28 protein-coding genes are annotated in these 23,514 nt (G+C 36.4%); 1 reads left to right on the top strand and 27 read right to left on the bottom strand.

Annotation, left to right across the window (positions count from 1 at the left end):
* Positions 1-5 precede the first annotated feature (5 nt).
* The 14 genes from recD2 to INF30_RS11690 all read right to left on the bottom strand — a co-directional run bounded on the left by recD2 (position 6) and on the right by INF30_RS11690 (position 12,263).
* Complete coding sequence (recD2, locus tag INF30_RS11755) at positions 6-2,198, bottom strand: SF1B family DNA helicase RecD2 (protein WP_226395318.1); 2,193 nt, start codon at positions 2,196-2,198, stop codon at positions 6-8.
* The gene (locus INF30_RS11750; protein WP_226395317.1) at positions 2,199-2,924 is read right to left on the bottom strand and encodes a hypothetical protein; all 726 of its coding nucleotides are present in this window, start codon (positions 2,922-2,924) and stop codon (positions 2,199-2,201) included.
* A gap of 41 nt (positions 2,925-2,965) precedes the next feature.
* Entirely contained in the window at positions 2,966-3,703 is a 738-nt protein-coding gene (locus INF30_RS11745) for a single-stranded DNA-binding protein (RefSeq protein WP_226395316.1), read from the bottom strand.
* A gap of 87 nt (positions 3,704-3,790) precedes the next feature.
* The gene (locus tag INF30_RS11740) at positions 3,791-4,336 is read right to left on the bottom strand and encodes a hypothetical protein (protein WP_226395315.1); all 546 of its coding nucleotides are present in this window, start codon (positions 4,334-4,336) and stop codon (positions 3,791-3,793) included.
* 49 nt (positions 4,337-4,385) lie between these two features.
* The gene (locus INF30_RS11735) at positions 4,386-5,162 is read right to left on the bottom strand and encodes a DUF4313 domain-containing protein (protein WP_226395314.1); all 777 of its coding nucleotides are present in this window, start codon (positions 5,160-5,162) and stop codon (positions 4,386-4,388) included.
* Between the two features lie 297 nt (positions 5,163-5,459).
* Positions 5,460-5,810 carry a hypothetical protein gene (locus INF30_RS11730; protein WP_226395313.1) on the bottom strand — a complete coding sequence of 117 codons (351 nt, stop codon included), beginning with the start codon at positions 5,808-5,810 and terminating at the stop codon, positions 5,460-5,462.
* A 253-nt stretch (positions 5,811-6,063) separates the two neighbouring features.
* Positions 6,064-6,735 carry a hypothetical protein gene (locus INF30_RS11725; RefSeq protein WP_226395312.1) on the bottom strand — a complete coding sequence of 224 codons (672 nt, stop codon included), beginning with the start codon at positions 6,733-6,735 and terminating at the stop codon, positions 6,064-6,066.
* Between the two features lie 314 nt (positions 6,736-7,049).
* Positions 7,050-8,024 carry a DUF262 domain-containing protein gene (locus INF30_RS11720; RefSeq protein ID WP_226395311.1) on the bottom strand — a complete coding sequence of 325 codons (975 nt, stop codon included), beginning with the start codon at positions 8,022-8,024 and terminating at the stop codon, positions 7,050-7,052.
* 146 nt (positions 8,025-8,170) lie between these two features.
* On the bottom strand, positions 8,171-8,896 hold the full coding sequence (locus tag INF30_RS11715; RefSeq protein WP_226395310.1) for a winged helix-turn-helix domain-containing protein: 726 nt from the start codon (positions 8,894-8,896) through the stop codon (positions 8,171-8,173).
* A 65-nt stretch (positions 8,897-8,961) separates the two neighbouring features.
* Positions 8,962-10,263, bottom strand: coding sequence for a sensor histidine kinase (locus INF30_RS11710; protein WP_226395361.1), 1,302 nt, complete (start codon positions 10,261-10,263; stop codon positions 8,962-8,964).
* 17 nt (positions 10,264-10,280) lie between these two features.
* A complete protein-coding gene (locus INF30_RS11705; RefSeq protein WP_226395309.1) occupies positions 10,281-11,000 on the bottom strand; it encodes a LytR/AlgR family response regulator transcription factor in 720 nt (239 codons plus the stop codon).
* 85 nt (positions 11,001-11,085) lie between these two features.
* Positions 11,086-11,655 carry an accessory gene regulator ArgB-like protein gene (locus INF30_RS11700; RefSeq protein WP_226395308.1) on the bottom strand — a complete coding sequence of 190 codons (570 nt, stop codon included), beginning with the start codon at positions 11,653-11,655 and terminating at the stop codon, positions 11,086-11,088.
* On the bottom strand, positions 11,648-11,806 hold the full coding sequence (locus INF30_RS11695; protein WP_226395307.1) for a cyclic lactone autoinducer peptide: 159 nt from the start codon (positions 11,804-11,806) through the stop codon (positions 11,648-11,650). Before INF30_RS11695 ends, INF30_RS11700 begins: the two co-directional genes overlap by 8 nt.
* A gap of 112 nt (positions 11,807-11,918) precedes the next feature.
* A complete protein-coding gene (locus INF30_RS11690; protein WP_226395306.1) occupies positions 11,919-12,263 on the bottom strand; it encodes a hypothetical protein in 345 nt (114 codons plus the stop codon).
* Positions 12,264-12,390: 127 nt separating this feature from the next.
* On the opposite strand from INF30_RS11690, the gene INF30_RS11685 reads away from it, so the two are divergent.
* A complete protein-coding gene (locus INF30_RS11685) occupies positions 12,391-12,717 on the top strand; it encodes a helix-turn-helix domain-containing protein (protein WP_226395305.1) in 327 nt (108 codons plus the stop codon).
* A 49-nt stretch (positions 12,718-12,766) separates the two neighbouring features.
* Here the strand turns inward: INF30_RS11685 and INF30_RS11680 are convergent, their stop codons facing one another.
* The 13 genes from INF30_RS11680 to INF30_RS11625 all read right to left on the bottom strand — a co-directional run bounded on the left by INF30_RS11680 (position 12,767) and on the right by INF30_RS11625 (position 23,513).
* The gene (locus tag INF30_RS11680) at positions 12,767-13,342 is read right to left on the bottom strand and encodes a sensor histidine kinase family protein (RefSeq protein ID WP_226395304.1); all 576 of its coding nucleotides are present in this window, start codon (positions 13,340-13,342) and stop codon (positions 12,767-12,769) included.
* Positions 13,343-13,354: 12 nt separating this feature from the next.
* Positions 13,355-13,846: a hypothetical protein gene (locus INF30_RS11675; RefSeq protein WP_226395303.1), complete on the bottom strand. Its 492-nt coding sequence runs from the start codon at positions 13,844-13,846 to the stop codon at positions 13,355-13,357.
* Positions 13,836-14,468 carry an ABC transporter ATP-binding protein gene (locus INF30_RS11670; RefSeq protein ID WP_226395302.1) on the bottom strand — a complete coding sequence of 211 codons (633 nt, stop codon included), beginning with the start codon at positions 14,466-14,468 and terminating at the stop codon, positions 13,836-13,838. The genes INF30_RS11675 and INF30_RS11670 overlap by 11 nt, the downstream gene beginning before the upstream one ends.
* Before the next feature lie 16 nt (positions 14,469-14,484).
* A complete protein-coding gene (locus INF30_RS11665) occupies positions 14,485-15,822 on the bottom strand; it encodes an ABC transporter permease (RefSeq protein WP_226395301.1) in 1,338 nt (445 codons plus the stop codon).
* A gap of 34 nt (positions 15,823-15,856) precedes the next feature.
* A complete protein-coding gene (locus INF30_RS11660) occupies positions 15,857-16,486 on the bottom strand; it encodes a hypothetical protein (protein WP_226395300.1) in 630 nt (209 codons plus the stop codon).
* 18 nt (positions 16,487-16,504) lie between these two features.
* Positions 16,505-17,002, bottom strand: a complete 498-nt coding sequence (locus tag INF30_RS11655) for a matrixin family metalloprotease (protein WP_226395299.1) — start codon at positions 17,000-17,002, stop codon at positions 16,505-16,507.
* A gap of 38 nt (positions 17,003-17,040) precedes the next feature.
* Entirely contained in the window at positions 17,041-18,324 is a 1,284-nt protein-coding gene (locus INF30_RS11650; RefSeq protein ID WP_226395298.1) for an ABC transporter permease, read from the bottom strand.
* A 249-nt stretch (positions 18,325-18,573) separates the two neighbouring features.
* Complete coding sequence (locus INF30_RS11645; RefSeq protein ID WP_226395297.1) at positions 18,574-19,986, bottom strand: HAMP domain-containing sensor histidine kinase; 1,413 nt, start codon at positions 19,984-19,986, stop codon at positions 18,574-18,576.
* Positions 19,973-20,650 (bottom strand): response regulator transcription factor, encoded by a 678-nt coding sequence (locus INF30_RS11640; RefSeq protein ID WP_226395296.1) that lies wholly within the window; start codon positions 20,648-20,650, stop codon positions 19,973-19,975. Before INF30_RS11640 ends, INF30_RS11645 begins: the two co-directional genes overlap by 14 nt.
* A 78-nt stretch (positions 20,651-20,728) precedes the next feature.
* The gene (locus INF30_RS11635) at positions 20,729-21,997 is read right to left on the bottom strand and encodes a S8/S53 family peptidase (protein ID WP_226395295.1); all 1,269 of its coding nucleotides are present in this window, start codon (positions 21,995-21,997) and stop codon (positions 20,729-20,731) included.
* Positions 21,998-22,007: 10 nt separating this feature from the next.
* Positions 22,008-22,136: a hypothetical protein gene (locus INF30_RS14655; RefSeq protein ID WP_264176918.1), complete on the bottom strand. Its 129-nt coding sequence runs from the start codon at positions 22,134-22,136 to the stop codon at positions 22,008-22,010.
* 47 nt (positions 22,137-22,183) lie between these two features.
* Positions 22,184-22,417 carry a hypothetical protein gene (locus INF30_RS11630; protein ID WP_226395294.1) on the bottom strand — a complete coding sequence of 78 codons (234 nt, stop codon included), beginning with the start codon at positions 22,415-22,417 and terminating at the stop codon, positions 22,184-22,186.
* 10 nt (positions 22,418-22,427) lie between these two features.
* A complete protein-coding gene (locus INF30_RS11625; RefSeq protein ID WP_226395293.1) occupies positions 22,428-23,513 on the bottom strand; it encodes a TIGR04066 family peptide maturation system protein in 1,086 nt (361 codons plus the stop codon).
* Between the last annotated feature and the right edge of the window lies 1 nt (position 23,514).

The raw sequence follows: 23,514 nt of genomic DNA, 5'->3' as shown, positions 1-23,514 counted from the left end.
CATCTCTATGCTATTTTCTCTTCAGATTCTAAATAGCGATAAACTTTCCGCAGTCTGGCTCCAAGAATCGTGTTTCTTCCTTTTCCTTTGCCGGTACGGATTGCCTGAGCCAGCGCTTGTTTACTTCCGACTAAAATCACTTTTCTTTTTGCTCTTGTAACTGCAGTATAATAAAGATTTCTCCTTAATGCTCTCCAATAACAAGATAAAACCGGAATGATCACGATTTCATATTCCGAGCCTTGCCCTTTATAAACGGTAATTGCGTAAGCAAGTTCAAGATTCCAGTGCTCATTTTCTGCATAGGTCTTAATTCGCTCATCACCGAAATCTACATCCATCTGCCAAATCCCATCTTTTTGCCAAATCCGGTCTACTACGCCAATATCTCCGTTAGAAATTTCATCTATATTCTTGGTCTGCATGACCTTATCTTGGATTCGAAAAGTCCTGCCTCCATTTTTGATTTCTCTTTTACCCGGTGCAGCCGGATTAATCCGATCACGAATCTTTTGGTTTAAAATCTCTGCATCTTCTTTTCGAGCAGTTAATACCTGTACTGCATTTGCTGATCTCTTCCTTCCTTTCCACTCTGAGCAAAACAATTTTTCTATTTTCTGACCTGCCACTTCCTGGTTCTGCGCCGGTACAAAGCAGAAGCAGTCATTATATACCAAATTTGTTTTTCCAAAATTAATCTTCCTGGCATTCTCCAGAATTGTCTGGTTTTCCTGACGGAAACATTGATCAAGCACTGTAACCGGAATGACTCCAGAAAGGATCAGTTCCCGGAACACGTCTCCCGGACCAACTGACTCCAGCTGATCCTTATCTCCTACAAAGAGTATTCTGCTTCCCTTTTTGATCTGTTTAACGAATTTTGCAAACAAATGCATATCCACCATACTGCATTCATCCACAATAATTAGATCATCCGGAAGGCTCTGCCCAGGATTCCATGCATCTTCGCCTGCTTCTCCGGTCAGGCCGATACTTCTATGGATCGTCATCGCAGGATAACCTGTAGTTTCGTACATTCTCTGCCGTGCTCTGCCAGTGGGTGCCGCCAGTAAAGTCATGCTGTCCATATCTAGCATTTCCTGAATCATAACGATAAATCGAAGGATCATCGTTTTCCCGCTTCCCGGCCCGCCGGTGATAATGGAAACTGGATTGTTAAAAGCGTTTTCAATGCCTTTTCTCTGCTTAGGCGTCAAGCAGATCCCTTCTTTTTTTTCTAACTGGTGTATCTTTTCCTTTACATTTCTCTGTGGCACCTTGCATTTACAAAGCATGGCTAACTGGAGAGCTGCTCCCTGCTCATCTTCATAATTTTTCCGAAGATAGATTCTCCGGTAACTGCATACTAATGGTTCATTCTTTCCTAACAGAGAATTTCCTGCATCCCGTATTTTCCGCTCTGTTACTATGGGATCTTTTCCTTTTTGGCGGATTAAAGTACGGACTTTTTGCAAAATTTCGGGCACTTCCAGATAAAGGTGTCCTTCACTCTCTGCAGCCTGCAGAACATAAAGAATTGCTGCACGAAGGCGGAGTGGGTTATCCGGTTTAAAATTTTTCACCTTTCTCGCTATTGGATCTACAGTTTGAAATCCAAAACCCTCAATTTCACATAAGCGAAATGGATCTTTTCTTACAATACTGACCGCAGCGTCCCCGAAATGTTTCTGTATCTTCTGCAGCTTTTTCGGTGTTACTCCTGCTGACGAAAGAAAAAGGGAAAGTTTCCGAAGGCTTTCGCTTTTTCGGTAACTTTCCTTGATCTCTTCTAATTTTCGTTCTGAAATCCCCGGGATTTCTAATAGTCTCTGCGGGCATTGCTCAAAAACATAAAAAGTATGCTTTCCAAATTTTTCTACGATCCGTTCTGCAAGTACCGGTCCAATCCCTTTGATCAGTCCTGAGCTTAAATATGCTTTTACCCCTTCACCAGTCGTTGGCAGATGTATCTGCACAGACTCTACATGGAATTGTTCCCCATATTTTGCAGAGTCCTTCCATTTACCGGAAAAAGAATAGTTTAGCCCGGATTCCTGTGGCAGCTCATATCCTACAGCGACAAACTGACCGTTTTCTTTCTGAGCTTTTTCAGGAAGCAATTCATCTGTCGCATAGGTTGCAACAGTATATCCGTTCTCACTATTATAAAAAACCGTGCCACAAAATCTGCATTCCACTTATGGCTGCCTCCTTCTTCTGCTGATCCACAGATATTTTCCATTTACCTTTGCCTGAATCTCTCCCTCTCTGTTGATAATTGCACAAAGCGCTTGCATCTCCTTTCCTGGGAAATCACGGATTGCAGCAACTCTTGCGAAACCTTCCTTTGATTTCATGCTGCACATCCCATCTTGAGCAACCGAAAAGGAAAATACACGCTTGTTTAAAAGGCTTCGGGAAATATGTAAGATACGGTTTTTACCTGTTAACTCATACCAGTCTTCTACTTCCTGCGGCACTTTTACCGTCTTATTCTTTCTATGTTCTGTCCCCTTTCCTAGCGGATTCTCTCCCGATACTGTCTTAGGCTTTTCCTGTGGGGTAAGCTGTTCATCCGCTTTTTTTACCTCATGCTCTGCAGTCTGCGAAGGAGTCGGACGTTTCTCTGACTCCTTTGTTTCCTTTTTTGAGTGCTGTGAAAAATCATGCGGTTTCTTTGTTTCTTTCTTGCACGATTCACTCTGTGCTTTTTTGTCTTTATTTCCATCTTCCGTTCCTTTCTTTTTCCATGGCTGTTTGATCAAACTATATACCAGCAGAATCGGCACTGTAAGCGACAGGGTATTTAAGATAATCGCAAGAAAAAAGGGCCATAAAAATGGTCCTAAAAGAAAACCTACGATACCAGCCGCAATACAAAAATCCCGATATTTCATGATAAATGCTTTCCATTTTTTCTCCATTGAACTTCTCCCTTTCTCAGGGAAGAAGTACTTCCCTGCTGTTAATCAAATCCAAAATTGTCTTCTTCTTCGCCAAGTGTCTCGAACTCATCGTCTATTTCCCTGGACTTTCTCTCATTTAGTCCCACCACTTTTTCTCGTTTGGACGAAGGCTTCTTCCTCGACACATTTCTCTTTACTTCTTTTTGCTTCACACTGCCGCTTTTTCTTTTATTCCGATCCGCAGTTTTCCGTTCTGCCGGGCGCCGACGCCTACGGGTAGAAGTGCCGCCTCTCTTCCTGGATTTTGGTAGATCTTCTTCATATTCTTCTTCATCCTCTTCTTCCTCTTCATCATCCTCTTCGTCGTAGTCCTCATCATAGTCTTCCTCTTCGTCATCCTCTTCATAATCATCATAGAATTCGTCTTCATCATAATCAGAATCCTCTTCATCGTTACGTTCTCGTATGAGTTCTATCCGCTCAATAACAAGGACATCTCTATATACCATTTCTCCGTCTTCATCTTCATAATTATTATTCTTTAAAACTGCACGGATCAGAACATAGTCTCCTTCCTGAATATATCTTCTGATATATTTTGCACTATCATCATAGGCGGAACAGGAAAAATAGTCATATTTCTGACCGTCTTTTCCCATATATCCTCGTTTAACGGAAATACGGAAATTAGCAGCCATACCCTTTTTCAGGGTGTCCCCTCTTCTTTTCTTCTTTTTGGGGAACGTATTAAACGTCGGCTCTGTTGCTATATAGCCAGACATCAATGTAACGTTCATGCTGTACCTCCTTGTCATCTCCGGCAGGCTCAAACAGCCTGCCAGAGAACATAAAAAAAGACATTGTAAGATTTCCTCCTAAATGCCTTATCCTGCCTGCATTGATTCCAGGTCATATCTAAAATCTGTTCCGATCAGCCGTATGATTTCCCGAATAATTTCACGGAATTTTGCTCCTCCATCATCGGGCTGTTTTCCTTTCAAATACTCCGGCCAGATCGAATCATCATAAAACTGTTCTACACTGGCAAAGGGTGATACCGCATTCGGCTCTTTTCCGATCATTTCGGACTGTCCGCACGTACCGTCCTCAGATAATTTTAAATGAAGGACTTCACCAAATCCTTCTCGATTCATCTTTAACCATACTGTCTGCTCAATCGGGCGGATATTGCCATGCACCAGATAAATATCATTACCGCTGCGATACCAGAAAATCTCTCCGCACAGACCATTTTCAAACTGTGATGTCACACAGATACTTTTTTCCGGAATATCCTGAAAACGTATATAATCTGAAACCGGTATTCCTGTTCTCTGTCTGTGTATTCCCTTTCTGCCTACTTCCTGCCGGCAGCGTTCCATAAGCCTTGTCGTCTTTTCATAATTTCTATCTTTTGCACTGCTTTTCATCCTGTATTCCTCCATTTCTTTTCATTGTTCGGGCTTATTTTCTAACTGATTATGCTGCGGCCTGACGGAATTGTTCTTCGTATTTTTCGTATCCGTCCGGATCTAATTCCCGCAGCCTTTCTTCATTGAAATGTACCTCCGGATACTTGCAATATCCGCTGCATCTTTCTCTCCCAGTAACTCTTCCAAGATTATTTGTTTTGATCCAATCAAGAATCTTTTTCCCATTATTATTGGTATCCACATAGGCACAGTCTTTTTCACACATGTCCCAAAGATTGACGGTAAGCATAGCCCAAGGCTCTGGATATCCTTCGATCCAATCATACATCTGGATTGCAAGATTTCCGTTATTCAGATAGCTGGTCACTTTCAGCTGGATCGGGTATTTTCTGCCAAAAGCTTCATACTCAAGCATTACTGGTTTCTTCATGATTCTGAGTTCTTCATATTCCTCATCGCTGACTCCCTCCCAGTACAGACAGTTCCAGTCCGGCATAGGCGGTTCATATTTATCCAGCACATTTTCTTCGATCACCTGAAGTTTCGGGACCTTTTCCATCCCTTTTTTTACCCGTCCTAAAAGCGGCCGGATTTTATCTTCCAAAAATGCTTTATCCGGGCAGATGTCAATCACTGCATCTTTTAGCGCTGTCAGGAATTTCTTTCCATCTAATGTCCTGATTTCTGAGCGTTCTGCCATCTGGTTCATTTTAAGAAAACTAATAATATTTCCTTCTGTTGCCGGGAAGATCACACTCTCTCCTGATCCCATGATGCTGCTGATTCCTTTCAAATACTGCTGATTCATTCCATCATCCTCCATTTCTTTTCTCTAGCGTTTCTGATACTATGGCAATTTTCAATCCTCCTTTTCCTTTTTTCTGAATAAAAAAGGGCACTTAGAATCTTTCATTCTAAATGCCATAATTTTATTTCTATTCAGTTTGATAGAAGCTGCCACTGCTTCTTAAAAATGTGCTTCCAGAATGGATCTGGAAGGAAATTCATTTACTCATAGATTCTAATTCTAAGAGCATAAAATTATATTCAACTATACATTAACACAGGATATGGTATGTGTCAACAATTTGCTACTACATCTTGTAATAAACCCAGTAAATCATCTGAACTTTCTCCCGCATTTCGGGCAGTCTTTTACCTGCACCTCACAGAATGGTTCCATATCGTTCTTCTTAAAAAAGGACATGACACCAGTACTGTTTATAAAAACTAATAGGTCTCCTGATTCAAACAATGCTTCATCGCCTTCGCAACATTGGCACCCTGACTCTTTAGACTTATCCTCCTGATCCAGATACTCTACAAAGTCATAAATAGGGACAGTCTCCAATGATTTTTGATTCCCTGCCATAACATACGCCTCACGCTCTGCAGCATAAATCAGGCTGACAAATTCTGTAATACTTTCGCAATCAGCAATCTTTCTCCTAAGTACATCATAAATCCTCATGCCTGTTTCATATCCTCCTCTGTTTTAGAAGTCAATATTCCATGATTCCTGCTAATTTACCACATAATATTTTTGCATAAATCCTCCTGCCGAATATACGACATTCAGTACTATTATCCCATTAAAAGGTGCTGCCGGCAGTACACATCGGATGTATACTAAACTTTAACAAAAATAGGAATTCTGGTTATATTACACTCATATTTTCCTATCTCATTTTTCTTACCTATACTCTCAGAAAATTTTATTATAATCACTGGTTAACCATTAAGGATGCCATTTTATTGTCAGGTGCATAAACAGCCAATAAACTTTTGATTTCTGATTTAAAATCTATTGATACATAGAAATCATCAATCATCTTAGTTTTATCCTTTCTTTGCAACGAATATACTCTTAGATCTTCTGCGTTAACAAGGCAGAAAGGTTCGGGTATGCAGTCCTTTCTAGCTGAAGAAATTTCCAAAGTTTCTGCTACTTTTTCCAGGCACCTTGAACACAGCATTGTTTCTAACACTTCTACATCCCATTTGCTACTTTGTTTCTCTGTAGTCTGTATCGTAATCTCCGAAATGCCACGACTTTTCATTATATCAGTATTATAACGGTATAGACCATCCTGACTTGTTCCCATTATACTACTGGATCCAGCTGCATCAATGTTTTCGTCAAAAATATGGGCTGGCCATATATCCCAGGTTGGAAGATATACCAGAAGAAGATCTCCATAATTCCGGTAATATCCCATAAGACTTTTTGAATTTTCACCACATAAAAAGCAATCTCTGTTGTTTTCCAGTCTGGATTTCAGATTCGGCTTATATGTAATCCATTCATTCTGGTATTTCAAATTCACCAATATATATATGAAACAGATCGCTATTATTGTGAAGATTCCTATTGTAAGTAAGCATTTTTTTACCATACGTGTCCTCCCATATCGTAATTATTCCGATGCATCTAATGTATATATCTTTTTCATTATTATTTACTATAATAAAGGACGATTACTAGAATGAAAGGAATAAAAAATAACGATTGGTCAGGACTTCAATCCATAGAATTAGCAAAGCTTTTCAAAGTCAAATGCCATCATTTCTGCGTTGCCTGATGAAGCAGACTTGATGTAAACATTAGTGAGTGTCGATTTTTGACTTTCTCATAAATATGGAAACATTTTACAAAAAAATGTCTTGTTGCCAAGCAAACAAGACATTTAAATGTTTCATCATATCCCTATTAAACAGAAGCCATTTTAGTAAAGATTTCCCATCGACCTTTGACATTTTCTCCAGTGTTCGTGCTTCTACCGCAATACTGCAGGTATGCTTCCTGATTTTCAAAGTCTGCGAAGAAATTTTGCATCCGCTCTAAATAAGCATCTTCTTTCTCCTCATCTCCAAAGACCAGATTCATCGCCCCAACTGCCATTGGAACGGAAAGTTTCTTCATTTTATCAATCTTTCCTTCGATTTTTGCATCCATCCGGTCCAGAACCTCAACCACATGGTCAATCAAATCAAGGCTGCTATCCACATCTGTATTCAGTTCTTCCACATATTTCTCAATATTTCCCTGATCAAATGCGGTAAATTCATATCCTGAAACCAACATTAAAATCTGGCAGGCTACTTTTCGGATATTATCGGTTTTAATATCCCCCGCTGTAATCCCGGTTTTAGCCCAGAAAGGATGCTGCATAATTTTCTGCAGACTCTCGCTGACACTGTAGTCCATAATTCCTACCAGCTTCTGTGCTCTATTTAACGGTTTTCCGCTGTTGAGACGCAGAAACATCTCCCTGACCTCTTCCTCAGTACAATTCGCCATCTCAAACATCTGCAGCTCTGCATTCATTAATTTTTCCTGAACAGCCTCATCCAACTTAGAAAACTTCTTTCCAGCAATCTCATAAACGGTTCCATCAATCTCCACTGGCTTTAACTTCTTGGATAATGAAAATTTGTCCTGTTTATATCTGAGCAGATTCGTAATCCTCTGCTTGCCTTCAATCACATATTTTTTATCTTCCTTTTTCCAGATATAGATCAGGTTGATCGACCACTCCCTAAGCAGAGAGTCGATTTCCAATGATTGCATATATCTGGACCACTGCCCCTCCTGTCTCTGCAGTGGATGCGAAAAATCGTACCTTCCTTTCTCTGTGTCTCTTAGTATTGTAGATACTACTCTTGTTCTGTAATTTGATTCCATAGAAAACACCACTCCTTATTCTATTTGAACACCATTTTAGCATTATTATAGATTGGTTGTAAATAGAATATAACAACTTGTACTAAAAATAGCAAGAATTCTGACACAGATTTTGTAATACAAATTCAGACAGATTTCTTGTCATTCTATAAAGTCGGAAGTGCTTCCTGGAATAAACCGCCGAAATAATATCCTACACCATATTGATTGCAAATATATTTCGGTTTCTTTGGGTCTTTTTCTACCTTTCCTCTTAAGCGGTGGATATGAGCCATAATATTTGTATCATCATGAATATATTCCCGTTTCCAAACCCTTTCATATAGCTCTTTATGCGATACTACATCTCCTTTTTTTTGAAATAGATAATAGAAAATATCGAATTCTTTTTTTGTAAGATTGACTCTATTCTCATCAATATATAGTTCTCTTTTATAGGGATATATCCTAATGATCTCATTTTCTCCAATTGTTTCTACCTTTTTTTCTATTGACACTGTTTCTTTTTCACCCTCTAGGTCAAGAACCCGATCAATTAAAAGGAAGAATTCTTTTTGTGTAAATGATCTTCTGATCAGAATGTCAATCATTCCTTTGATCTCCCCTTTTTCTCCAGGGTAACTCTCAATAATGTTCTTCTCAAAAACACAAATAGGAAAAGAATAGAACTTCTTGACAGATTGAGCGAAACACCGTATTTCCTGAACACTTGCCGGCACTTCAAGAATACATAAAAGAAAATCAAATTCTTTTTCTACTCTTGCTTCCAAAATAGAAGCGTTTATATCTTTTAGATTCTCTATATGCTGCCATACAAATGTTCCTTTTGTATTCGATTCTTGGTCTGTCAAAATTAAAATTCCTTTATTCATATAATGTTTTCCTAAAAATGTTTCATCCGTAAAAGATGGCTTTCTGCCTATCATCCTAAGTCTGTTTACTCTTTATTTCCAGCTAACAAAATAATTTTGGTTTCAAAATATTCCTCAGAATAATCACAGTTTATATTCCCACAATACTTTTCTGCAATCTCTTCCATAATAGACATTCCCAATCCTAAATGCCCTAGTTTCGTTGAAATAAACCTATTATTTTTCATCTGCGGAGGTGTTCCAATCGTATTTTTCATTTTGATCACAACATATTCTTTAAAGCTATGTATTCGTAGAAAAATCTCCTTTTTTTCTCTATCAGATGCAAGACAAGCCTCAATACCATTATCTATTAAATTTGCAAAAAGTGCTGTTACTTCAGTTTTATTCATAAAGTCAAAGAGAATATCTTGCATACTAACATCAAAGTCAATCCCATTGCGTTCGCACATCTGTATTTTATTCCAGATAATTGCGCACAAGATCCTATCGCTGCACACAAATTGTAACCTAATATCTTCAATGGATTTCAAAAACTCTTCCCGATATTCTTTTTGTGTTTCCTCATCAAGTTGCTTTAGTTCATTTATAGTCTGCAAATGTTTTTTCATGTCATGGAGGATTTTCTGTGTCTTTTCATAATTTTCCTGCAGATCCTCATAATACTTCGCCGTCATCTCTTGCTGCTGCTCGATTAAAAGACTCTTTTTTTCATACTTTGCCTGTTCCGATATCTTACGATATAAATACAGGATACCGGCATCCAAAACAAGAAAGCCAATACATAAAAGTAAGAGTTCCCAATTACTTCCTGAATATGGCTCATTTTTCAGAAACATCAGAAAAATCCCAAATTCAAAAACCATTAAAAAGATCATATATGCATGCAGTGCTTTAGAAATACGGCTGATCTGATAATGTTGTAACACCTGAATCAGGAGACTGTTCGTGCAGATTACTACAATGGCATTCCCTACACTAGACAAAAGGTAAAATTTCGGTTGCATTAAAGCAGTGAAAGTGCTGGTGTCTACAAAAAAGGAAAATACTGCTGTTACAGATATATCAATCATTGCTAAATAGATAATCACGACGGCCGAATTGACTAAAATATTCTTTCCGCATGGCTTATATAGGGCAAACGATAAGCCACATAAAATGACCATGGAGTATCCCAAATTCAAAATTGGTATGCAAAGGCAGGCAATCATCACGTGAATCGGAATACAGACTAGAAAAATAAGCACATAAATTATTTTCCGATCTGGAAATTTCCTTTCATATAATGCATCCATAATTCTGAAAAATACAAAGTCCGTAACAAAACAAGAACATATTAGTCCGATAAAATGAAGCATATGCACCACAAACAATGCCCCCTCTCCTAAATTCTGTCAAATGTAGATTGTAAGAAATCGTTAAATTTATTTTTGAATTCTACTGCCCGTTTCTGCGCCAAAGGCACGATATCTCCATTTTCCAGAAGAATATCAAAGCCTTTAATTCGTTTAACATAAAGCAAATTCACAATGAAGCTTTTATGTGGCGATTCAAAATTATTTTTGCTGAATTTTTCATACAATTCTTTCAAACTATAAGTTGCATTATAATTTCCCTTAGCAGTATGGATAATCACTCTTCTGGAAGAATATTCAAAATAATAGATATCCTCGATTTCTATTGTCGCAATCCCCTCTTCCGTTTCAAATACACATTTTTGTTTTTCTGTTGAATTTTCTAAATATCGGACTGCATCATCCAGTACTTTATATATATTTTTGTCTTTTACCGGTTTACTTATATAATCAAAAGCATGTACCTCATATGCCTTCCTTTGATATCGATCATAGTTGGTCACATATATAATCTTGCTAGTAACATCCCATTTACGCAGAATCTTTGCGGTTTCTATGCCATTTAATTCCGGCATTTCAATATCCAAAAATATGATATCAAATCGTGTCTTTGCATTTAAAAGTTCCTCACCTTTTTTAAAGCCGGCAACCCAGACCTCCCGGTTGTTTTCATTGAAGTATTGTTGGATTATCGTCAATAACCTGAGACGGACCTGTTTCTCATCATCACATACAGCAATCTTTATCATCCTGCATGCCTCCTATCTCTTTATCGCTTAGTGTTTCTTAATCAATCATACAATAAAAAAAGAATCCTTTCAGCAGATTCTTTTCTTAACTATTCCGTATATTTTTTCCCAAGCACCTTCCAATTATAAGCATGAACATTTGAACTATCCAGGCACAGGCAATCCCCTCTGCAATTTCCCTAAAAAAGCATACACTAATTCCGAACAGGATTCCTAAGCAAATCAGGTAGCACCGAGCTTTTCTTCCGTAAAGTGCTTTTTCTTTCTCTGATAGTGGTTTTGTAGGAGTTTCCTGTGGAGATTGTCTCCATATGATGACTCCACTAATCAGCATACATATACAGATCCATCCAACATTTAACTGCCGAAATATAAAGAATATCACCAATACGGACAGTGTAACTACTCCAGTACACAAATAGCAGCATCTTGAGGTTTTTGCATGATATCCCCCAGCATATTCCCGCAGGCAAATATAGGATGCCAAAAAAGAAATCATTCCCAATAACTGTCCGCCAATCCATCCGATAAGTAAAATAAGAAGCATATGCGAAATTTTCTTACCAATGAGACTGAGCCCATACTCATATAGCTCAGCCTCATCCTCTTTAATTACATTTGCTTCAATTAGAAACCCCGCGATTCTTTTACTCACTCTCTCTTTTCTCTGTTCTATTTAATTTTTTAACACACTCCGGCATTTCCGGCTGTCCATGTAAAAAAACACATGCAGAGTTAGCATTTTTTTCCGCTGCCTTATAAGATGTCTTTGCAATCATTTCAGCAATTGTCTTTTTTACCTTCATACGATAACCTCCGTTTCAATCCATCAATAATATTTACAAAACGATTATATGAATGTGTAATTACAAATTCAATAGATATGGACAAACTACGAGTTTCTTGTATAAACGACGATTAAATGGAGATTTTAATGACAAAGCCACAACTGTTTTTCGAAACATCGAACAGTATTTCGGGGTTAAATTCTTTACATTTTTCCCGTATTTTGTCAGCCATTTGTTCCTCCGGTTTTTCCTCCAAGGCAATCCTTATAACCAGCCATGATTTATATCCATGCAAACGAACATATATTTTATCACTATTATTGCTTTTTAAAAGCTCCATTAACAGAGTTCTGATTATCCGGGCACTTTGTTTGTATTTATCTTGATAAGCTTTCATATTAGCTATGTCATATAAAAAATGGATTTTATGATCGGGAAATTCAGTTTCTAACATACTGCCCATGTGATCTTGCATTATATACCTCCTCCTTTATAATCTCGATTTTATTTACTATAACTCTTATAGTTCTTAAATTCAATGCTTAAAGTTCGTTTCGGAATGTCTCTACCTTAAATATAATTAAACAAATTGGAGGCGTTTTATGCATACATTAGATCGATTAGCAGTAGGAGTACGGATCCGTGAACAAAGAGAGAAACTCTTTATGTCCAAAAAGGATCTAGCAGAAAAGTTAAATATCTCTTTGAGATTCCTGGATGAGGTGGAAAGCGGTTCACGTGGAGTATCTTTAAATAAATTGATGATGCTAGCTCAAATATTAGAAGTATCAACAGATTACCTCTTATTCGGAAGTGGTGAAAAATCATCTGAACAAGTTTTCAGTCACATCATAGAAAACTGTCCTCCCTCAAAACGTGAGGCTTTAGCTGTTATTATGAAAAAAATTGTAGACTCATATAATGAGTAAAAGAATACCGGAGGTCCAGATTTATTACCTAAGCCTCCGGTATATCGATCTATGCGTTCAAACCGATCCTTATTTGAGTATCTTTTTCCCGCTTTACTGAAAGTACCCCTTGAAATTTCTCCAAGTCCGTTTTAAACTGCTTCATCTGTCCACTATTTTTCATTTTAAGGTCTCTATTTTGGTATGAAATTTCATAAACGCAACCAGTCTTTCCTTTTTGTACAGACAAATGAATTGTCGTTTTAGGTTTAGCTTCTTTTACACATTGATCAGCAACCGATGAAAAAATCTTTTTTAGAAGATCCTGATTACCCCGTACAGTTGGCAGAACCTTGTCAGTAAAGTCTATTTTCACATATAATCCTGACTTTTCTAGTCGTTCGGAAAACATATATGCCACCTCAAAACTAAAATCATCTAAATCAATTTTTTCCTCCTTTGCGCTACTGTCCTCACAAATCAGCCTACTCCTCGTATATTTAATTATTTTCGAGTTCTCGCTCATAATTCCTTCTGTTCTTGCTTTTTTATTTCCTATAAATGTGTCGCATTTAAGTCCTTTTTGATCAATTAATAAACTTTTATAATTTGGGAATGCTTTTGCACTGTCACAATACATCTTCATTCTCCCCTTTTCCTAGTATATTGGAAGCATAATCCTAATTTCATCTTTCCCATCATTCATTTCAACCGCTCCCTTTGAAGCACGAATACAATTTAGTGCTTTACGGAAATCAGCCAACTCCTGAATATTGGAAATCACTGTCTCTGGCCGTAGAAGAAGAGAGGAAAATACCTTATTCTCTGGCAGTCTAATACTGATATAATTTTCTTTCGATGCGATATGGACCGCTTCTTCCTTGCTTACTAACTGTAAAACTACTTTTATAAAAATTGTGATTGACTTTCGTAAAATATCTATATTCCCATAGATCAACTTCTCAAAGGCTTGCTCTCGATCAATTAAGAATGGAATTTTCAAAGCTGCCGCTTCGTATTCCAATTCCTCAAAAACTTCTTTCGTCAGCAATGACAAATCATAATTCATCTTCGCATTGATATTTTCTCTGTTGTGTTCATTGCTAACCAGCACATCTTTCGTTAACTCTCTCTCAAACTTATTTTCCATGAATCAGGACTCCCTTTTTAAGCCGGAAAACTTCATCTGCTTCTTTTGCCAACTCATTTGAGTGTGTAACGACAACAACACATTTATTCATCTGGTGGGCACATTCCTTTAGAATCCTTGTGATTTCCTCTGCTGTTTCTTCATCCAGATTTCCCGTAGGTTCATCGGCAAGTATGATCCTGGCATCTGCCGCCAAAGCCCTTGCAATAGCTACACGTTGTTGCTGTCCACCAGAAAGCTTCAGAACATTCCTTTTGCTCTCTTCCTCTGTTAACCCCACCTTTTCAAGTACAGGCCCAGGGGGCAACTTACAGGTAAGAGCCACATTTTCTTTCGGTGTAAGATAGTCTATCAGGTTATAACTTTGAAAAATAAATGCCACATTCTTTTTACGGTGGTTGGAAAGCCCTTCCTTTTCAATATCCTGCCCTTCATAAAAAACTTGCCCCTGAGATGGACTGTCTAATCCTCCCATGAGTGAGAGCAGTGTTGTCTTTCCGCAACCAGATGGTCCAAGTATAGCATACATCTTTCCTGCTTCCAGCATCAGATTTATACCTTTTAAGACTTTCTTTCTACTGTCATATCCATACCAAATATTTTTCAGTTCCATTATGCTCATAAGTCATTCCTCCTGTTCAACTCATCTGCGACAATATATTTTTCGGTTTCATTTTCAGGACCGGATAAGATGCTAATGTTATGGAAACAATACAAATCCCCATCATCAGTCCCCAAACAATCTGATAATCCTGTGCTGATACGGACACTTCCACTTTGGAAAGTCCCAAATCCTCCGGCTCATTCGTTTTCTCTAGCTCATTTCCATTTAATTCTACAGTCTCATATGTCTCTGTCGTCACCTGTGAAAATAAACTGTGCCCAATCTTATTTCCAATAGCTGAACTTACGCCATATGAAAGGACAAGGGCAATAATCGCAATTATTACCACTTCTAGCAAATACTGCAAAAGCACTGCTCCCTTTGAAATCCCCATTGCCAGATATATTCCTGTCTCATGGATACGCCCACGTAAGCGTAGAACCAGAAATAAAGATAGTACTGCCAAACTTAATAGGAATACTGCAACAATAGCGATAAATACAATATTCTGTAATCCCGCTAAGGACTCTTTCGCATTTTGATAATCATTATCATATCTTGTTAATGTGCAATTTTCCCAAGTCACATCTTCTATTTCCTGTACCTCTTTCATAATACGGTCAAGCTCATCCGGATCATCTACATAGAAGTCTCCATATTCAACATTTGTTTTACCAATTGTCCCGTATAATAAATATGACGCTGTAGAGAGATCGGTAAATATAATATTGTCATACAAATCATAAGATGGTGCAACGCCAAGAGAATCCTGTTCCTCTGTATTCGTAAAAATCCCTATTACTGTTGCTTCAATTATCCTATCTTTTTCTGTAACATCACCAAGCATTATGGTATCGCCAATGCTCAAATTATTACGTGCAGCAAAATCTTCATGAATCAGCACCTTATTTTTATCATCAGAAGTAATACCTCTTCCCTCTATCAGTTCAAATCCTGCTTCTGTAAAATAAGTGTCATCTTTAGAATTACTATTCGCTACAATTTTGCCGGCATTTTCATAGCCCTCCGGGATTTCTAACGCTCCCTCCGTATCAATCTCCAACGGATTTCCTGCTGCATCATAATAGCTTGCATAGGAATAAGTTCTCAATTTATACTTCCCGCTCAATCCATCAATCTCCAGAATCTTCTCTCGCGTCTTTTCATCGATTCCTCCATCCAACTGTTTCGCATTAATCGTAAAATATCCCATTAGTGCCTTTTTAATGTTTGCATTTGCCGTACCCGTAGCCGACTGAATAGAAAGGCAAATCAATAGCAGAGTAGCCATAATCAACAGGAAAAAAAACAGAAGCAATGATGTGCCCTTTTTCCGTATTAAATGTAGCCATGCTCGTTTAAGTCCATTCATAATATATTTAGCCTCACCAATTTTATCTAATTATTTATATCTCATACATGGAAGCATATCTCTGGCGTTCCGTTTCCATCTGATTTTTATATGCCTCCACTACATCCTTATACGCTGTCGTAGAATCAAAGCCATCTGCACTTTTCTCTTTGATTCCAATATTCGACACTGGGCCTGAAAGAAGAAGCGATCCATCAGGCTGTGCATAGGTAAAGAAAATGTAGGTTTGACCAACTACTGGTAATTCATCTCCTTCATAAATGACATACTCTGATTTGTCCTTAGAAAGTCCACCTGTTTTTTGAATCGGAATTGTTTCTTCCGTTGTCAGATTTCCTTTGATATTTTCTACAACATCTACTGTATAATTTGTATAAGGGGTAGCTTCCTCGCTGACTTTACCCTCTTCATTAACAATTTCCACAGGGTTTTTGTAAACAGTATTTTCCTTGCTAGAGATCGTTCCAACAAATACATAATCCGCATCCCCAACTACCCCCTCCAGATTATTATAGTCAATAGCATAGGTTGCCCTTAAATATGCAGTCGGAATTTCTCGAGTCCCCTTATTTATGCTCTGAAATAATATAATTGCCACCACTACTGCTACTGCTGCAACCAGCACCGAAATAATTATGTCCTTAGATTTTATCTGTGCTTTCATTTTACCTGCCTCCTCAAATTAATATCTTGCATAACTTGCATCATAAGACGCTTTGTCGTTTTCAGATAACGTAATTACATCTGCAACTACTGCATACATAAGGTCGCCTTCCTGATTGTGATCCAACCCTAATGCGTGGCCCAATTCATGCGCACAGACATTTGTTTTCTGTACATTGCTGTAATCATCCATATAATAGGAATTAAATTTAATTGTCCCCCGTGAAGACGTCACGCCGACTGCTGCACTTACTTCTGAAAAATCAGAAACTGTTAATTCTACACTCATATCTTCTGTCGCTTCACGGATTACATCTGCTTTATAGTTATTCCAGATTTCTGTCCCATCTACAAATTCTGTAAGGTACTCACTGTTTCCAGTCCAGTCTATATGTTTATCTTCCCCTACCAGATGCCAGTCTAAAATCGCTACTGTTGCCGCTGATACAGATAATGTAGAGATAGCACACATACATAACCCTGTCACTACAACTATTACTTTTTTTAATTTTTTCATTTTTCTCATCCTTTCTGCTACTTTTTTGATGTTTTTTACTATTCGATTTGTGCCAAAATTTCTTTTGGTTCATACCGCATTACAGGAATACAGGAAATCAGCACTGCTACGATTAAAAGCACAGTTCCTGCAACTATTACAAGCGCAAAATATTGTGATGTCACAATAATGTTTTCTGCAGCCTTTCCAAAGAGTCCGCCAAACTCACCTGCTATCCGCCTACTAAATAGATAAGCCAAGGGAAATGCCACTACTGCAGTCATAAGTGTTTCTATAACATACTGCAGGAGAATAGAAGGCTTTGTAATTCCTACAGCAAGCAGTATTCCAATTTCACGCTTTCTGCTACGCATGGACATAGACAGAATCAAAATAATTAATACCATGCTAGCTATAATGATCACTGTAATTAGCGTAATAATTAATGTACTGGTATCAGAAAGGGAACTAGAAATATTCTGGTATACTTCATCATTTGCCTCGATTATAAAATTATCCCAGTTAATAGATGAAATATTTTGTACCTCTTTAATTATGTCCTCTAATTGCGCTGCATCTGTAACATAAAAATGAGCTTCCTGAATTTTATTACCATCATCATATTTTACAGCCATTTCTTTCATAGTATTAAAACTACAAAATGCATAATCCGTATAGTCCCATAAAGTAGATGCATCATACATAGTAGCCTCATCTTCTTTATCGGCAACGATTTCAAAAAATCCTACTATCTCCATATCAACTTCTGGATCATCATTATAAGGATCATTAATTCCCGTAATCTTATCACCTATTTTTATCCCATTCTGTTCAGCGTTTTCTTTACTAATGATAAGACCATTTTTAATATTTTCTGTAATATGTGAGCCTTCTACCAGCTCAAATCTTCCAGATAAAAAAAGTTGATTGTATTCAGTATTTATTGAGCCATAGGTATAATAATTATTAACACCATTACCATTAACATTAACAAGTGGTTCACCAGCTTCATTAAAATAATACGGCATTGATACAATAGACACATCATACCCGGCGATACCATCTACTGCCGAAATTGTCTGTAGCATCTCTTCAGTAATAAATTCCTGGGTACTATAACTTCCAGAGCTCCCAGATGCCCAACCGCCTGTAGATAAATTACGTTCAACCACAAAACTACTTCCTGTCGTTCCTCTTAATTCTTCTGACTTCTTTTCCTCTGCATTTGCTATGGAAATTCCAGATAATACAAGAGTAACTACAAAAAATAGTAAACAAAATATTATCAGTGTTTTTTTCCATTTTCGTTTGTTATGCAGTAACGCTCTCACACATATGCTCATAGCACGCTCCTCCTAGTTCATTGGAATGTATTCAGTATCGCATCTCAATGTATAGATAAGATTTAAAGAAAATAAAGTTTAACTTGAGATAGGCATAAAAAAACCAGTCATTTTTCTTTTGATTTTTAGTAATATCATACAATTCTTTTTTGATCAGATAGGATAAAATTCAAAAAAAGATGATCACAACGACCATCTTTTTCACATATTAATACTATAACTCGATTTATTTAAATTAACAGGATCTGCTCAATTATAAAGTGACTCCTCTTGAAACATAATTTTGAATTTCATTCCCAATTCCGTATTCTCAAAAGAATATCCAAGATTATGATGTTCGAGAATCGTTTTTACAATATATAATCCTAATCCACTACCTCCTGTATCTCGATTATGGGATTTGTCTACTCTATAAAATGGAACGAAAATTTGTTCCAAGTCATCTTGTGTAATATGGATACCTGTGTTTTCAACAGATAAATTTGCATTATTTAATAACACTTTAACTGTTGCACCTTTAGGTGAATAAGAAATAGCATTATCTATAATGTTGGAAAATGCTTTCTCCAGTAAATATCCATCTCCAAAATAATATACATCCGGCTCAATTTCTACCACCATTCTGATTTGTTTATCTTCTGCAAGACCTTTCACTTTATCACAGACATTCTTTAAAATACCACTAATCTGTATATTCTCCGGCATCGTTTGAATATCCGAAGTTCCTACTTGCGCCGACAGTAGTATTTCATTTATAAGCTGTTCGATTTCTTTTACTGTTATCATACAATGATATAAGTATTTGTCCCTATCTTTGTATTTTCCTACTTTATAAATCATGCACTCCAGTTCACCTTTAAGAATTGTAACCGGTGTTTTTAGTTCATGTGATACTGCTGTAAAAAAATCTACCCTTTGTTTTTCCTGCTCTTTTTCCTTTTTAATCTCTACTTGTAACTGTTTATTTGCTTCTTGTAATTCTGTTAAAGCATTGTATAACTTTTCTGACATCTCATTTAAGCTAAATGCCAACATACCCATCTCATCACTTCTCGAAATATTGCACTTCCATGTCATATCAAGTTTTGTCATTCGTTTTGCTACATTACAAATGTCCTCTATAGGTTTGGCAAAGTAACGTGAACAAATATAAGCTCCTATTATTGAAACCAAAAAAATGATTGAAAATATCAAAGGAGCTATTTTTTCTAAAATTTTATAAGATCTTGATACCGCTTCAAGGGAGGCTTCAGCACTCAATGTATAAAACTCCCCGTCATATTCAAATTCCGAACTAATGCCTATTTTTTCTACATTTTCAATAGTTTCTTCTCCTGTTTGAGCAATGTTATTAATAACAAACACTTTCTGATGGTCTGAATTTAGCACTGTAACTGCCGCAGAATTATGAATAGCAAAATTTGTAATTATTTGTGTGTTCTTTTCATATCCTTCATTATCCAATACGACAGACAATTTTTGAAATTCGCTTGAAAATTGATTTTCCAGTTCTGTTCGGTAATTTTTAGGAAGGAAAAATACGACCAGCGCATAAATAATAATACAGCATATAAGCAATAACACTAGCATAGTTAGAAATGTTTTTGCGCCTATGCTTTCCTTAATTTTAATTTTTTTCTTTATACTTTTATTTTTTAACAAGTCTATATCCTCTTCCTCGAATTGTTTCGATATATTCCTCACCTAACTTCTTACGAATGTTACAAATATGTGTATTCAAAATTCTTTCATCTCCATAATATTCATAGCCCCAAATACTGCATAACAAATTCTCCCTTGAAAAAATCTTGTTCGGATTTTCCATAAGCAATTTTAGGATTTCATATTCACGTACTGTTAAAATAACTTCTTTTCCGTCTACTAAGACTTCCTGTCCATCCAAATATAAAGTAAGTTTTTTATAACTGAGTTTGTCTCTACCATCTATTCTCCCTTTCTTCTCATCTATGCGGCGCAATACAGCTTCAATCCGGCACACAACCAAAGGTAATGAAAACGGTTTTGTGATATAGTCATCCGCAAGGACCTTAAATCCCTTCATCTGGCTGGCCGGATCGTTTTTAGCTGTTAGCATAATTATAGGAACATTACTCTCTTGGCGTATAATTTCACACACTGCATATCCATCGACTTTCGGAAGCATTAAATCTAATAAAATCAAATCTGGATTATTACCTCGAAACTTTTCAATCCCTTCCACTCCATCACTTGCAACCTCTATTAAATACCCATTAGCAGCAAGAAATTCCTGCAAAATATTCTGAATAGATTTATCATCTTCAATAATCAAAATTGTTTTGGCCATACTATACCTCCTCACATAGCTTATAATACCATGCAAATATGAATTTTTAGTGACAGTATGTACAAAGGTTTTCTCTTTTCATTCAAAATACGAAATAATCATCTCCGATATTTGTTTGCTACTTTTCCCGGATACAGATAGCATCTTATCATTACTCGTCTCTCCGTCTATCAAAACTATATCTACAATGTTATCTATGGATGTAATATTATGGTCTTGACCTATAAAGATAATATCTGGTCTTGCAATATTAAATACCCACTTTATAATTATCTCTATATCAGATTCTATCTCCTGCTTATTTACAAAATATCGGAAAATGTAGGGATACTCTTCTTTACGTTCCTCCCCAAACCAAATTCCTACAGCATGAAATTCTTTCCTGCGAAAGATATTGATTAATTCCTCAAAATATTTTTGCGAAATCTTCGTCTTTGTATCAATTTCAACAACAGGTGTTGTTATATTCTCCTGCCAATCAGGAATACTTTTTATTTTATATTCCCATGTATCTAACCTATCAGAATATACAGAATTCTTCTTTAGATAACCAAGAATACTTTCTTGATTCCCACCTTTTTTTAGTTCATTATAAATCAGTGCAGATATATATGGGGTGCTGAAGCTATTTTGTTTTCCCATTGTAATCCCATACTTTGATTCTATATCAGCAATTTCACAGTGACTTATTATATCTATTTTTGTTTGCTTATCTCCTATATAACAAAACTGATCTTTCTTTAATATTCCTACATAATCTCTAGTCACACCATAAACATATGATGAACAAGCTGGATAAGTTATCTGGTTGCTATTATTTTGTGCTGCTACCATTATAGTTCCTTTATCATAAAGCCTTTTCAAAATATCTTCGCTTTCATTGTTGATAAAATTTGTTTTCCCTAAACTCATATTAATTAAGTCTACATCTTCATCTAGGCAAAACTGCAATGCTATAGTCAAATCACCCATATCTCCGCTACTTGTCAATTCGTCAAGAATTTGAATATCATACAAAATAAACTCTTTATCATTCACATATTTTGAAAAAACCCAAAAGCACATTGTGCCATGTGATAGACAAAACGTAGAAGACTTTTCTTTTTTTTCCTGAATCTTTCCATCTTTAATTCTATATTTTTTAATCTGCTCTGGCACTTCTTGAATACCTTCCATGATTCCATCATCAATAAATGCTACTTTGTACATATAACCTCCCATTTGTATTTTTATTATTATCATTTTGGTGTAATTTCTACTAAAATGAGTAACACCATTGCCCAAAGGCAATGGTGTTACCACTTTTTCTGCTACCAGCATTTCTTTAAAATATAAACTGGTAATCATGTACCAATCTTTACATAGCGTAACCTCTCTGGCTCAGTCCAGCTGAGGAAACACCAGCACCACAAATACAGATGCAGATTGTAGCATTAGCCTCTACGGTATTAGCCATAGCTGTAGCTTTTTTTGTAAGTTTCTTCATGGGATTCGCCCTCCTTTCTTTTCATATTATAATTAAATGCTTTCGCATTAATTACCTTTTGCAATCATCATAGAAATTTGTTTAATTGTAAAGGAATCGGGTGTTATATTGTTTAAAATTTCTTTTGCTGGCACCCTATAATTTTTCTCTATATCAATAATTACATATAATAGATCAAGAGGTGAAACTTCCCGTTCCAAAATATTATCATTCGCTTCTTCTATCAAAATTCCTGTATTTTTTTCAATACTGTTCTGCAAAAACTGTTCAATTTCACTCATTTACTTCTCCTTAAAATGCACTTACATTTTCAGTTAACTCATTGTATAACTGTTGGAGCATCTCTTCTCTTTTACTCTCATTTAAAACATTAAAAAGATTTATCTTTTCTCCACTTCCGGCCTCAACAACCATTTTATCTGCTATTTCCGGCTCGTAATGTAGATACTCCAAAACACTTTCCTCTGAATCCGGATTAAATCTACACGAACTATTTGAAACACATATCCATTTTACATCGCAGTTCAGTTTGTATTTACAATAATTTTTGTATTCAGATAAATATTTCTGGTCTACTTTTTCGTAAAAATAGGAACACAGCACTCCCACATCAATGCGGATACCATTTGAAATAATAAAAGGAATTTCTCCAAACTCATTAAGAATTTTATTATTCAAAGGCATAATAGCCCCAGGCATTCCCAAAATAAGCAAATCTGGCTTTTCTCTTTCACATAATTCAAAAAGATACTGATTCCACTGTAAAATCCGTTGTGTCACACTATATCCTTGATTAAACAAGAACGCTGGATACCTTTTTTCTCCAATCACACCATTAAAATCTTTTGATCCGAAATGGATCACCCTGTATCCTTTTCCCCTGAAGAAAGAAGATATTTCTATTTCGGTGCAAAATTTGTTACAAAAATTACCAAGACCCATAACTCCAATTACTGGAATATCAATATATTTAATGTAAGTATTCTCGGGTAATTGGAATCTATCTGAATCCCCTTTTTGATACAGTATAGATTCCATTACAACACTTACATCCAAACTTTTTAGACATTTGTTTGAAAAAAGCACTTCTTTACCACTGCATTCTGCTTTTCGAATATAATTTTTATAGATAGAAGCAGAAATACTCATATTATCACTTTCCAGAAATAATACTGCGTCACATATAGAAAGCGCATCTTCAAATTTTTCTGTAATTAGAATATTTTCAAATTTCTTAGATTTTTCTATAACTTGATCTAACTCGGCTTTGTTTTGTACCACTGCTGCTACCAGCGTGTATTCTTCCATATATTTTCTGTACATTACAATTTCACGATTACAATATGCAAACGGGAATATTAATAATTTTTTCTTCATG

This window comes from Claveliimonas monacensis (assembly GCF_014982975.1).
GTDB classification, from domain to species: Bacteria; Bacillota; Clostridia; order Lachnospirales; family Lachnospiraceae; genus Claveliimonas; species Claveliimonas monacensis.
The sequence above is the reverse complement of the archived record's forward strand: the minus strand, read 5'-3'. Positions and strand labels throughout refer to the sequence as shown.

Bases quoted from the DNA above. Each gene is read 5' to 3' on its own strand.
- INF30_RS11635 (WP_226395295.1), bottom strand. From the start codon at position 21,997: ATGATTACCAGTTTATATTTTAAAGAAATGCTGGTAGCAGAAAAAGTG.
- INF30_RS11650 (WP_226395298.1), bottom strand. From the start codon at position 18,324: ATGAGCATATGTGTGAGAGCGTTACTGCATAACAAACGAAAATGGAAA.
- INF30_RS11640 (WP_226395296.1), bottom strand. From the start codon at position 20,650: ATGGCCAAAACAATTTTGATTATTGAAGATGATAAATCTATTCAGAAT.
- INF30_RS11720 (WP_226395311.1), bottom strand. From the start codon at position 8,024: ATGGAATCAAATTACAGAACAAGAGTAGTATCTACAATACTAAGAGAC.
- INF30_RS11715 (WP_226395310.1), bottom strand. From the start codon at position 8,896: ATGAATAAAGGAATTTTAATTTTGACAGACCAAGAATCGAATACAAAA.
- INF30_RS11750 (WP_226395317.1), bottom strand. From the start codon at position 2,924: ATGGAGAAAAAATGGAAAGCATTTATCATGAAATATCGGGATTTTTGT.
- INF30_RS11690 (WP_226395306.1), bottom strand. From the start codon at position 12,263: ATGCAAGATCACATGGGCAGTATGTTAGAAACTGAATTTCCCGATCAT.
- INF30_RS11745 (WP_226395316.1), bottom strand. From the start codon at position 3,703: ATGAACGTTACATTGATGTCTGGCTATATAGCAACAGAGCCGACGTTT.
- INF30_RS11740 (WP_226395315.1), bottom strand. From the start codon at position 4,336: ATGAAAAGCAGTGCAAAAGATAGAAATTATGAAAAGACGACAAGGCTT.
- INF30_RS11730 (WP_226395313.1), bottom strand. From the start codon at position 5,810: ATGAGGATTTATGATGTACTTAGGAGAAAGATTGCTGATTGCGAAAGT.
- INF30_RS11735 (WP_226395314.1), bottom strand. From the start codon at position 5,162: ATGGAGGATGATGGAATGAATCAGCAGTATTTGAAAGGAATCAGCAGC.
- INF30_RS11705 (WP_226395309.1), bottom strand. From the start codon at position 11,000: ATGATAAAGATTGCTGTATGTGATGATGAGAAACAGGTCCGTCTCAGG.
- INF30_RS11660 (WP_226395300.1), bottom strand. From the start codon at position 16,486: ATGAAAGCACAGATAAAATCTAAGGACATAATTATTTCGGTGCTGGTT.
- INF30_RS11685 (WP_226395305.1), top strand. From the start codon at position 12,391: ATGCATACATTAGATCGATTAGCAGTAGGAGTACGGATCCGTGAACAA.
- INF30_RS11670 (WP_226395302.1), bottom strand. From the start codon at position 14,468: ATGAGCATAATGGAACTGAAAAATATTTGGTATGGATATGACAGTAGA.
- INF30_RS11680 (WP_226395304.1), bottom strand. From the start codon at position 13,342: ATGAAGATGTATTGTGACAGTGCAAAAGCATTCCCAAATTATAAAAGT.
- INF30_RS11625 (WP_226395293.1), bottom strand. From the start codon at position 23,513: ATGAAGAAAAAATTATTAATATTCCCGTTTGCATATTGTAATCGTGAA.
- INF30_RS11665 (WP_226395301.1), bottom strand. From the start codon at position 15,822: ATGAATGGACTTAAACGAGCATGGCTACATTTAATACGGAAAAAGGGC.
- INF30_RS11675 (WP_226395303.1), bottom strand. From the start codon at position 13,846: ATGGAAAATAAGTTTGAGAGAGAGTTAACGAAAGATGTGCTGGTTAGC.
- INF30_RS11725 (WP_226395312.1), bottom strand. From the start codon at position 6,735: ATGGTAAAAAAATGCTTACTTACAATAGGAATCTTCACAATAATAGCG.
- INF30_RS14655 (WP_264176918.1), bottom strand. From the start codon at position 22,136: ATGAAGAAACTTACAAAAAAAGCTACAGCTATGGCTAATACCGTAGAG.
- INF30_RS11655 (WP_226395299.1), bottom strand. From the start codon at position 17,002: ATGAAAAAATTAAAAAAAGTAATAGTTGTAGTGACAGGGTTATGTATG.
- INF30_RS11630 (WP_226395294.1), bottom strand. From the start codon at position 22,417: ATGAGTGAAATTGAACAGTTTTTGCAGAACAGTATTGAAAAAAATACA.
- INF30_RS11695 (WP_226395307.1), bottom strand. From the start codon at position 11,806: ATGAAGGTAAAAAAGACAATTGCTGAAATGATTGCAAAGACATCTTAT.